Below are 9,368 nucleotides of genomic sequence, written 5' to 3'. Positions count from 1 at the left end.
ATCCGCTGATTACAGCAATTACCACAATCAGTTATGATCATATGGGTGTTCTTGGAGATAGTTTAGAGGAAATCGCATTGAACAAACTAGGTATCGTAAAAGATATGACACCTTTAGTAACGACAGTGTCTGATCCAGAACTATTAGATATATTCAAAAACTATACAAAGAAAAAACAGTCAAAAATGACTGTTATAAATGGGAAAGACATAACTAATACAACTTATGGTTCGCACACAAACTTCGAGTATAAGAATGATCATTACTCATTGAGTCTACTTGGGACACACCAAGTAAGAAATGCATCTTTAGCTATTGAAATACTATATACATTAGAAAATATGGATCTTCTTACATTAGATAAAGATCAAATGAATCAAGGACTTATTAAAACAACTTGGCCCGGTAGAATGGAACGTTTTGGAAATGTTATCTTAGACGGAGCACATAACATTGGATCTGTGAATGTTTTAAAAGATTCAATCACTACATTGTTTCCAGATAAAAAGATAAAGGTACTATATACATCAATGGCTGATAAAGAGTATTTTGATATCATACAAGTACTTGAATCATTCTGTGACGAGATTACGTTCACACAGTTTGATTATCCAAGATGTGAAACGGCAAAGAATCTATATACCGTTAGTTCACACACCAATAAACATATGAATGTTCACTCATATGAAGCGTTGAAAGAGTTAAAGCCGTTACCTAATGAAATATTATTAGTTACTGGAAGTTTGTATTTTATTTCACACATAAGAAAAGCACTCGTTTGAGTGCTTTTTTAATTTATTCGTAATAGTTTTCCATTACTTCCTCATTAATAATTGTTAATTCACCTTCAGATGGTAATACAATTCCATCAAAGTATGTTCCAATGATTAATGTATAAGTTTCAAAGTCTAACAATGAAGTAAGAGTCATGTTTGGATGTGACTCAGGAGTAATTGTACAAGACGATTCCTCATTTGTTACTCCATCAGTTGTTGAGAATAAATAACATGATACTCGGCTGTTTACACTTAAGTGATATGTTAACTGTTCTGCAGTTGGTGATACCAGTTCTGGACTACGTACTGTAGTATCTGCGGATAAGTTTACTTTAACAAGTTCACCTTCTTTATGAAGAATCTCCATATCGAATACTATAACCTCTTGAGCTGATCTATATTCAAACTGATAAATTGTAGCTTCTGTATATATTGGAGTGTGCTCAGCGAACCCAACCAATGTTAATGCATAGAACATTAAGAAGAATACACCTGCAAATATAGTAACATACATACCTACGGTCTTTGTTTTTGGTCTATCTGTCATAATCATAAATCCTGTTACCAACAAGATGAAACTGAATGGGAATAATAATATTCCTGTTCCCATCAATATTGCTACTTGTAATTTATTTGATAATCTGTGAAGAACATAATAATAGTAAACACTTAATCCCATAGTTACTAATCCGATAACCCACATAGTGATAATGAAGTAATCTTTAAATATTAAGTTTGTTTGAATCTCTATTAATGACGGAGATGCGTAATTGATCATATATAATTCGTATGCGAATAATATAGTCATAAGTCCGAATAGTACTCCGACAATTCTGATGTTTGCTTTTAGTTTTAATTGTAATGATTCTTTTTTCATTGTATCCACCTCTTTTAGTATTATAACAAATAAAACCTGATTTGAAAAAGAAAATTATACAACATACAATAATTATTATATTGAGGTGAATATATGTTTATGATTAAAGAAATCCCAATCACAGAAAGACCGAGAGAACGGTTTATAAAATATGGTCCAACATCACTTAGCAATCATGAGCTGATTGCTATTATATTAAGGACAGGAACAAAGAGACAATCTGTTTTAGAACTGAGTAAAGATGTTCTATATAAGTTTCAATCTATCAAAGAATTAAAAGAAGCATCTTTAGAGGATCTAATAAAGATAAAAGGAATTGGCCATTCAAAAGCGATTTCTTTATTAACTTGTTTTGAACTCCAAAGAAGAATGAATGAAGAGATATTTGATAAAAGTATAAGGTTAAACAGTCCTGAGAGAATTTATCATTACATGAAAGACAATCTAGAACTTAAAACACAAGAACACTTAGTCGCACTGTATATCAATACTAAAGGAATTTTAATTAGAAAACAAACACTATTCATAGGTTCTCTCAGTAGTAGTGTGATTCATCCAAGAGAGATATTTAAGTATGCTGTGAGCTATAGCGCAGCTTCTATCATAATCTGCCATAATCATCCATCGGGAGATCCTACACCAAGTATCAATGATGTTGAAGTAACTAAGTTAATTCATAAGAATAGTTTGATGATGGATATCCCACTAATGGACCATATTATAATAGGGAGAGACAAATATTATAGTTTTAAAGAACATAATATAATATAAAAAACACTAAAAAATGGCTTTAAATTAACAATAAGTATCTTTTTCTTGCATAATATTCTAGATTATGTATAATTAAATAGGTTTAAAGTAATATTGCACTAAAAATGATTGACAAATCATAGTTGTTTTGGTATTATTTTTACGCTGAACAAAGGCATACCGCACAGAAAAGGTTTTAAAGCAAATTGCACCTTAATGGCGAGTCTTAAAAATTAAATGAGGAGGTGCTTACAATGTATGCAATAATCGTAACAGGTGGAAATCAACAAAGAGTTGAAGAGGGTAGCGTTATCTATGTTGAAAAACTAGATGTACAACCTGGAGACAACTTCACGTTTGAAGATGTATTAATGATCGGTGGAGATTCATTAAGAGTTGGGGACCCATATCTTGATGGAGTAACTGTAGACGCTGTTGTTGAAAAACACGGTAAACAAAAAAAAATCATCGTATTCAAATACAAACCAAAAAAGAAATATCGTCGTAAACAAGGACACAGACAACCATATACTAAATTAACAATTACAAAAATAAATGGTTAGAAATCAAAAATATTGGAGGTGACTAGTATGTTATTAGAAATTAATATCTTAAAATGCATGGCTTCTAAAAAAGGTGTTGGATCAACGAAAAATGGTCGTGATTCAGAATCTAAAAGACTAGGAGCAAAATTAGCTGACGGTCAATTCTGTACTGCTGGTTCTATCATTTATCGTCAAAGAGGAACTAAAGTTCATCCAGGTACTAACGTTGGTATCGGTAAAGATGACACATTATTCTCTAAGATCGACGGGATCGTAAAATACGAGCGCGTTGGTAAAGATAGAAAACAAGCATCAGTATACCCAGAATAGTTAATTTATGGCAAATCACAAAGTGGTTTGCCATTTTAAATGAAACAAATTATAATAGTTGTGAGGTGATTAGATGATTACTTTAGCAAAATTATCAGATTTAGATGAAATAGATCAATTATCTGTCCTAGTTATTGAAGATATGAAGAACTCTTCAATACCACAGTGGACCTTATCATATCCAAGAAAAGAGCATTTTAAGAAAGATATTTTACAAGATGCTTTGATTATTGTAAAAGATGAATCAATGATTCTAGGATGCATGGCAATCCTAGAGGAAAATGATCCACCCTATAAAACAATAAATTCGTGGATAGGTGAAAATAGTATTGTGTTACATAGAATTCTTGTACACCCTACTGTTAGGAATAAAGGTGTTGCGAAACAGATGATAGACTATAGTATCAACTATGGTAAAAAACACAAGTATGATTCAATTAAAATAGATACTCACTTAGAAAACTATAAAATGAGAGCTTTCTTACAAAAAAACGGTTTTGTTGAAGGTGATTACATCGAAGTAATGAATAGAATAGCTTATGAAAAAATGTTGGAGGAATAATATGAAATTATTAATCGTTTGGAAATCAGATAATGAAATAGATATTCACAATTTTATCGTCCCTTATGCTTACAACTCTAAAAAACAAGATTGGTTTACAGATGTTGAAGTATTAATATGGGGTGCATCTCAAGAAAAGATTCTAGAAGATACATTGATCCAACAAAGAATTAAAAACCTAGTTAAAAATGAAATAAAAACATATGCGTGTAAAATGTGTGCTGACAAAGTAGGGGCAACCGATATCTTAGAAAGTTTAGGAGTTACTGTAATGTATACAGGAGTATACCTAACAGAAAAATTAAAAGATCCTGACTTTGAGGTTATCACTCTGTAATGAAAATTCTTGTTTTAGGTAGTAGCGGAACAGGAAAGACTACAATTTGTCGTGAACTTGGTGAAAAACTAAATATTGAAACACTTCATCTTGATTCTGTTTACTGGGAGAAAGATTGGACCAATATTAGTAAAGTGGAGTTTAATACTTACATGAAGAAGTTTTTAACAAAACACAAATCATGGGTAATAGACGGAAATTATTCTAATAATTTACACTTCAAGTACCGATTGGATGCCGCAGATATAATAATCTTTTTAGATTTTGGAACACAAGTATCTCTACAAGGTATACACAAACGTGCAAAAGACTATAGAAATCTAACAAGACCTGACATGGCCGAAGGCTGCGTTGAGGGTATTGATCAGATATTTTTACAATACGTCGCATTTTATTATAAATATAGAGCGAAGTATTTAAAAGCAACAATAAGCAAATATAAGAACAAGAAACAAGTGATTATATTCAAAAATAGAACAGAATTATATAAATGGTATAGTTCCCTTTAGGAGGGATTCAAATGTTCGTAGATTTAGCAAGAATTAAAGTATCAAGTGGAAACGGTGGAGATGGAATCGTAGCATTCCGTCGTGAAAAATATGTATCAATGGGTGGACCATCTGGCGGAGACGGTGGAAAAGGTGCTTCTGTGATATTTGTTGGTAGCGAAGGACTGAGTACACTTGTAGACTTAAAATATCAGAAAATCCTAAGAGCTCCTGAGGGAGAAAAAGGTATGCCAAAGAAAATGAATGGCGCAAAAGGTAAAGATTTAATCGTTTTAGTACCTGTGGGTACAACGATTTATGATGATGAAACAGATATGATCATCGGAGACATCACAGAAAACAAACAAGAAATAACTATTTGTAAAGGTGGACGTGGAGGACGTGGTAACGTTAAATTTACTACCTCAAGAAACACTGCCCCTGAAATCTGTGAAAAAGGTGAACCAGGAATCACAAGACTAATCAGAGTTGAACTTAAAGTTCTAGCTGATGTTGGTTTAGTAGGATTGCCTAGTGTTGGGAAATCAACATTAATCTCAGTTGTATCAAATAGTCGTCCTAAAATCGCAAGTTACCACTTTACTACTTTAAATCCTAATTTAGGTGTTGTAAGAGTAAATGATGGTCGTAGCTTTGTAATGGCTGACTTACCTGGATTAATTGAAGGTGCTTCTTTAGGACAAGGACTTGGACTTCAGTTCTTACGTCATATTGAACGTACTCGTGTAATCTTACACGTTATTGATATGTCTGGTAGTGAAGGAAGAGATCCGTTTAATGATTATAAAGTAATCAATAACGAACTTGCTTCATACAAATACAACTTACTTAAAAGACCACAAATTATTATCGCAAACAAAATGGACCTTCCAGGTGCAGAAGAAAACTTAGAACTATTCAAATCACAACTTGAGGAAGACTATGTTATTATTCCAATATCTGCGGTAACAAAACATAACACAGATGAAGTATTATATAAAACAGCCGACTTACTAGATAATACAAAACGTTTTGATTTATATGATGAAGAAGATTTCGAACAAGTTATTGAATACGTATTTGAAGCGGATGAAGATATCTTTGATATTAAAATCACAGATGATGGAATATTCAATGTTACAGGTGGACCACTACGTAAAATCTTTGATATGACTGATTTTAGTAAAGATCAATCAGTTAAAAGATTCAGTAGACAACTAAGAGGACTTGGTATTGATGCCAAATTAAGAGAACTTGGTGTTGTAAATGGAGACACAGTTAGAATCTTTGATTTTGAATTTGAGTTTATTGACTAAAAGAGCATATTAATGCTCTTTTTTTATGATATAATAATAAAAGGAGCGTGATACGATGTATAACTACATAATCGGTACAGTAAAAGAAACACATCCTTCAAGCATAACACTTGAAAACAATGGAATTGGATATAAAGTACTAACACCAAATCCATATGAATTTAAATTAGAATCAGTTGTTAAAGTATTTATCTACCATCATGTACGTGAAGATTTAAGCGTATTATATGGTTTTATCAATAATGACGCAAAAGCACTATTCATTAAATTACTAAGTGTAAAAGGAATTGGACCAAAATCAGCTATGGCAATACTCGCTACTGGTAACGTTCATGATGTTGTTAACGCAATTGAGCTTGGAAACAGTAAATTCTTAAACAAATTCCCAGGTATCGGACCAAAAGCATCTCAGCAAATTATTTTAGATTTAAAAGGTAAGATTGATTTCAATGAAAAAGCATTTGCTAAATCAACCAATATTACCGAAGTTGAAGAAGCATTAAAATCTTTAGGGTACAAAGCCAAAGAGATTAAAAAAGCACTAGAACACCTTGATCCATCAAAAGAAACAGATCAATTACTAAAAGATGCATTATCATCAATGCTAAAATAGGGGGACATTATGTTTTTTGGACATGATACAGGAAATGGATTCACAGAATTCAATACAGCTCATATTATTACTTTAATACTTTTCCTAGTTGGAATTGGATTAATATATGTATTTAGAAACAAGTTTAAAGAGTATAAGTACGAAAAGCAATTTAGATACGGTTTTGCAGCATTCTTACTTTTATGGGAGTTTACATTATACATATTCGAAGCAACCAGTGAAGCTGGATGGGTATGGGCAGATAACTTACCATTTATAAGCCTTTGTGGGATCACATTATACTTAGCAATCATCTTACTAGTAACAAAGAACTATAAACTCTTTGAAATAGGGTATTTCTTTACCTTTGGGGCTATTGCTAGTTTACTATTCCCAGATTCAGGATATGGACCAGATCGTTATAGATATTACCAATTTATCCTTGGACACGCAGGTTTCTTCTATGCGTTTATGTATATGATGTTTGTGCATAACTTTATTCCAACGATTAAATCGTTCTATAAGAGTGTAGCAACACTAGCTGTTGTTGCGTTGTTCTTTGTCATTATCAATCCGATCATTGGAATTAACGGATTGTTCCTAACAAATAGTGACGGAACTCCATTTGAGATATTTGACGGTTATGGTAGAGCAGTATACATTGTTGGTGTTTATTTAACCGCATTATTGTTTATGTATATTTGGTATCTACTAGCCAGATTATACAAGAAATTATCAAAATCTGAAGAATACAATAAATAAGAGCTTAATTGCTCTTTTTTATTTGACATTCTTTTTTTTATGTGGTATATTAACAGTGTTAGTAATATTAACAGTGTTAATGGAGGTGAAACAAATGAGCAAAGAAACAAGACGTGAACGCACCAAACGTGAGTTCATTACTGCATCAAAGCAAATAATTGAATCAGATGGAATCTCAAATGTTTCAGCTCGCAGGGTTGGAGAGTTATCTGGTTATAGCTACGCAACTATATACAACTACTTCAAAGACATTAATACATTGTTAACGTATGTTTCACTAGATTATCTACAGGAAGCTTACAAGTATACAGTTATCGACGATGAACGAATCAAGGATCCAATTGATAAGTTCATCCACTACACAAAACGGTATATTACATACATGACAGATAATCCTAGTATCTTTCATTTAATCTTCGTTAATGACTTAGGTGAAAGCATCCCAGATATGGAGGACGAGATTAAACCAACAATCTCACAGAAACTTAAAGAAACGTTATTAGAGCTCAACACTAAACGTTTCAAACTAAGTTTTGACGTAACATACGAATTCATCGCATCAAGCATTCACGCAAAGATATTGTTTTTTAACACTAAAAGAGGATTCTTTACGAAACAAGAATTGTTCTACCAAATAGAAAAAGAAATTAGAGAGGTGGCAAACCAATGATCAAAGTATACAAATACACAATAATCGTAATATCATTCTTAATGTTCTTTACAGCTATGCTGTATGTAGCATTCGAAGTAAATACATCACAAATATATGCACATGAAAACGAAATAGAATATAGAATTGAGGGGTAACTATGAAAACTGCTATTATTTATACTAGTAAATACGGTATGACAGAAAAACTCGCAAGCATTATTGTAAGATATCGGACAGATGTTCACCTATTTCACATCGATGATTTTGACAAGAATCTAAACGACTATGATGAAATAGTACTTGGTACACCAATCTACGCAGGTAGAATCAATAAGAAAGTAAAGAGATTACTAGAAAGTAATGAAGAATTACTTCTAAACAAATCTTTAATTGTGTTCTTATGTGGAATGGCATCAGATAATGAAAAACAAGTGATCAACGAGAACTTCAGTATGAAAATCATATACCATGCTAAAATCAAGTATGTCGGTGGAGCATATCAGTTTAACAAAATGAACTTCTTATTTAAGTTTATTGTAAAACGCATCGCAAAATCAGATCAGGATCAAGAAGTTATCCTACATGACAACATTGATTTCCTAATGAACTAATGAAAAAAAGAAAGAAACCTATTAGGAAGTTTCCACTTGAACCTTTTATTACTGAGGAGTTATATGACGGAGAACCGATAAACTATAAACAAATTCCAAACATTAAAATCGAGGACATACACAACCGTGTAGTATTCGATGCTTGTGTATTTGAGAAAACACATATCACAAACAATGAGTTTGATCGCAGCGAGTTTATTGATTGCACCTTTAACAACTGTGATTTATCAAATAATACATTCAAGAACTCTTCATTCATTAGATGTGAGTTTATTGATTGTAAATTCATTGGATCTCAAATTGTTGATTCATACATAAACGATTCAATCTTTAAAAGCTGCAATATCAGATACTTAGACATTGCACAAACGAAAATCAAAATACTAGAAATAGTGGAATCGAGCTTATTAGAATCATCATGGTTTGAAAACAAGATAGAGGGAATACACTTTGATCAAGTAAATCTAACCAAAAGTAGAATCTATAACAACCCATTCAAAGAACTAGACCTTTCAACTAGTACACTAGATGATATCTCTATAGATGTTGTTAGTTTACCAGGACTTATAATATCAGAATTCCAAGCACCCTTATTCTGTAAGTTCTTAGGGATTAATGTAAAATAAAAAAGAGCGAATATTCGCTCTTTTTAAATACCTAGTTTTTTGAAGAAATATGGATATACACCTAATCCTATGAAAACTAATAGGAAATATCTTATGAAGTCAAATACTAATAGAATGGATTCATTATCAAAAATAGAACCATAAA

Annotated in this window: 15 protein-coding genes and 1 other annotated feature; of the genes, 14 read left to right on the top strand and 1 reads right to left on the bottom strand. The window is 31.9% G+C overall.

Features of this window, described 5'->3' with window-relative positions:
• A partial coding sequence (locus tag AC2LE6_RS07430; RefSeq protein WP_484478636.1) for a bifunctional folylpolyglutamate synthase/dihydrofolate synthase occupies positions 1 to 782 on the top strand: 782 nt, incomplete at its 5' end.
• Between the two features lie 13 nt (positions 783 to 795).
• On the opposite strand, the gene AC2LE6_RS07425 is transcribed toward AC2LE6_RS07430, so the two are convergent.
• Complete coding sequence (locus AC2LE6_RS07425; protein ID WP_484478635.1) at positions 796 to 1,653, bottom strand: hypothetical protein; 858 nt, start codon at positions 1,651 to 1,653, stop codon at positions 796 to 798.
• Positions 1,654 to 1,746: 93 nt separating this feature from the next.
• Between AC2LE6_RS07425 and radC the strand changes: the two genes are divergently transcribed.
• The 13 genes from radC (at position 1,747) to AC2LE6_RS07360 (ending at position 9,223) form a co-directional block, all read left to right on the top strand.
• Positions 1,747 to 2,424 carry a RadC family protein gene (gene radC / locus AC2LE6_RS07420; protein WP_484478634.1) on the top strand — a complete coding sequence of 226 codons (678 nt, stop codon included), beginning with the start codon at positions 1,747 to 1,749 and terminating at the stop codon, positions 2,422 to 2,424.
• Between the two features lie 146 nt (positions 2,425 to 2,570).
• Positions 2,571 to 2,640: a sequence feature (ribosomal protein L21 leader region), on the top strand.
• Between the two features lie 17 nt (positions 2,641 to 2,657).
• Positions 2,658 to 2,966, top strand: coding sequence for a 50S ribosomal protein L21 (gene rplU, locus AC2LE6_RS07415; RefSeq protein WP_484478633.1), 309 nt, complete (start codon positions 2,658 to 2,660; stop codon positions 2,964 to 2,966).
• 27 nt (positions 2,967 to 2,993) lie between these two features.
• Positions 2,994 to 3,278 (top strand): 50S ribosomal protein L27, encoded by a 285-nt coding sequence (rpmA, locus tag AC2LE6_RS07410; RefSeq protein ID WP_484478632.1) that lies wholly within the window; start codon positions 2,994 to 2,996, stop codon positions 3,276 to 3,278.
• A gap of 73 nt (positions 3,279 to 3,351) precedes the next feature.
• The gene (locus tag AC2LE6_RS07405; protein WP_484478631.1) at positions 3,352 to 3,840 is read left to right on the top strand and encodes a GNAT family N-acetyltransferase; all 489 of its coding nucleotides are present in this window, start codon (positions 3,352 to 3,354) and stop codon (positions 3,838 to 3,840) included.
• A 1-nt stretch (position 3,841) separates the two neighbouring features.
• The gene (locus AC2LE6_RS07400) at positions 3,842 to 4,177 is read left to right on the top strand and encodes a DsrE family protein (RefSeq protein ID WP_484478630.1); all 336 of its coding nucleotides are present in this window, start codon (positions 3,842 to 3,844) and stop codon (positions 4,175 to 4,177) included.
• Positions 4,177 to 4,686, top strand: coding sequence for a P-loop NTPase family protein (locus tag AC2LE6_RS07395; RefSeq protein ID WP_484478629.1), 510 nt, complete (start codon positions 4,177 to 4,179; stop codon positions 4,684 to 4,686). Before AC2LE6_RS07400 ends, AC2LE6_RS07395 begins: the two co-directional genes overlap by 1 nt.
• 11 nt (positions 4,687 to 4,697) lie before the next feature.
• The gene (gene obgE / locus AC2LE6_RS07390; protein WP_484478628.1) at positions 4,698 to 5,981 is read left to right on the top strand and encodes a GTPase ObgE; all 1,284 of its coding nucleotides are present in this window, start codon (positions 4,698 to 4,700) and stop codon (positions 5,979 to 5,981) included.
• A 55-nt stretch (positions 5,982 to 6,036) separates the two neighbouring features.
• Positions 6,037 to 6,594 carry a Holliday junction branch migration protein RuvA gene (gene ruvA, locus AC2LE6_RS07385; RefSeq protein WP_484478627.1) on the top strand — a complete coding sequence of 186 codons (558 nt, stop codon included), beginning with the start codon at positions 6,037 to 6,039 and terminating at the stop codon, positions 6,592 to 6,594.
• A gap of 9 nt (positions 6,595 to 6,603) precedes the next feature.
• The gene (locus AC2LE6_RS07380) at positions 6,604 to 7,335 is read left to right on the top strand and encodes a TMEM164-related integral membrane acyltransferase (protein WP_484478626.1); all 732 of its coding nucleotides are present in this window, start codon (positions 6,604 to 6,606) and stop codon (positions 7,333 to 7,335) included.
• Between the two features lie 94 nt (positions 7,336 to 7,429).
• Positions 7,430 to 8,005, top strand: coding sequence for a TetR/AcrR family transcriptional regulator (locus AC2LE6_RS07375; RefSeq protein WP_484478625.1), 576 nt, complete (start codon positions 7,430 to 7,432; stop codon positions 8,003 to 8,005).
• Entirely contained in the window at positions 8,002 to 8,142 is a 141-nt protein-coding gene (locus AC2LE6_RS07370; protein WP_484478624.1) for a hypothetical protein, read from the top strand. Before AC2LE6_RS07375 ends, AC2LE6_RS07370 begins: the two co-directional genes overlap by 4 nt.
• Positions 8,143 to 8,144: 2 nt before the next feature.
• Positions 8,145 to 8,597 (top strand): flavodoxin domain-containing protein, encoded by a 453-nt coding sequence (locus AC2LE6_RS07365; RefSeq protein WP_484478623.1) that lies wholly within the window; start codon positions 8,145 to 8,147, stop codon positions 8,595 to 8,597.
• On the top strand, positions 8,597 to 9,223 hold the full coding sequence (locus tag AC2LE6_RS07360; RefSeq protein ID WP_484478622.1) for a pentapeptide repeat-containing protein: 627 nt from the start codon (positions 8,597 to 8,599) through the stop codon (positions 9,221 to 9,223). Before AC2LE6_RS07365 ends, AC2LE6_RS07360 begins: the two co-directional genes overlap by 1 nt.
• Positions 9,224 to 9,368: the final 145 nt, after the last annotated feature.

It is taken from the genome of Candidatus Izemoplasma sp. (assembly GCF_982632705.1).
This window is presented reverse-complemented; position numbering and strand designations above follow the sequence as displayed.

Bases quoted from the DNA above. Each gene is read 5' to 3' on its own strand.
- radC (WP_484478634.1), top strand. From the start codon at position 1,747: ATGTTTATGATTAAAGAAATCCCAATCACAGAAAGACCGAGAGAACGG.
- AC2LE6_RS07375 (WP_484478625.1), top strand. From the start codon at position 7,430: ATGAGCAAAGAAACAAGACGTGAACGCACCAAACGTGAGTTCATTACT.
- AC2LE6_RS07400 (WP_484478630.1), top strand. From the start codon at position 3,842: ATGAAATTATTAATCGTTTGGAAATCAGATAATGAAATAGATATTCAC.
- AC2LE6_RS07380 (WP_484478626.1), top strand. From the start codon at position 6,604: ATGTTTTTTGGACATGATACAGGAAATGGATTCACAGAATTCAATACA.
- AC2LE6_RS07370 (WP_484478624.1), top strand. From the start codon at position 8,002: ATGATCAAAGTATACAAATACACAATAATCGTAATATCATTCTTAATG.
- rplU (WP_484478633.1), top strand. From the start codon at position 2,658: ATGTATGCAATAATCGTAACAGGTGGAAATCAACAAAGAGTTGAAGAG.
- AC2LE6_RS07395 (WP_484478629.1), top strand. From the start codon at position 4,177: ATGAAAATTCTTGTTTTAGGTAGTAGCGGAACAGGAAAGACTACAATT.
- AC2LE6_RS07365 (WP_484478623.1), top strand. From the start codon at position 8,145: ATGAAAACTGCTATTATTTATACTAGTAAATACGGTATGACAGAAAAA.
- rpmA (WP_484478632.1), top strand. From the start codon at position 2,994: ATGTTATTAGAAATTAATATCTTAAAATGCATGGCTTCTAAAAAAGGT.
- AC2LE6_RS07425 (WP_484478635.1), bottom strand. From the start codon at position 1,653: ATGAAAAAAGAATCATTACAATTAAAACTAAAAGCAAACATCAGAATT.
- ruvA (WP_484478627.1), top strand. From the start codon at position 6,037: ATGTATAACTACATAATCGGTACAGTAAAAGAAACACATCCTTCAAGC.
- AC2LE6_RS07360 (WP_484478622.1), top strand. From the start codon at position 8,597: ATGAAAAAAAGAAAGAAACCTATTAGGAAGTTTCCACTTGAACCTTTT.
- AC2LE6_RS07405 (WP_484478631.1), top strand. From the start codon at position 3,352: ATGATTACTTTAGCAAAATTATCAGATTTAGATGAAATAGATCAATTA.
- obgE (WP_484478628.1), top strand. From the start codon at position 4,698: ATGTTCGTAGATTTAGCAAGAATTAAAGTATCAAGTGGAAACGGTGGA.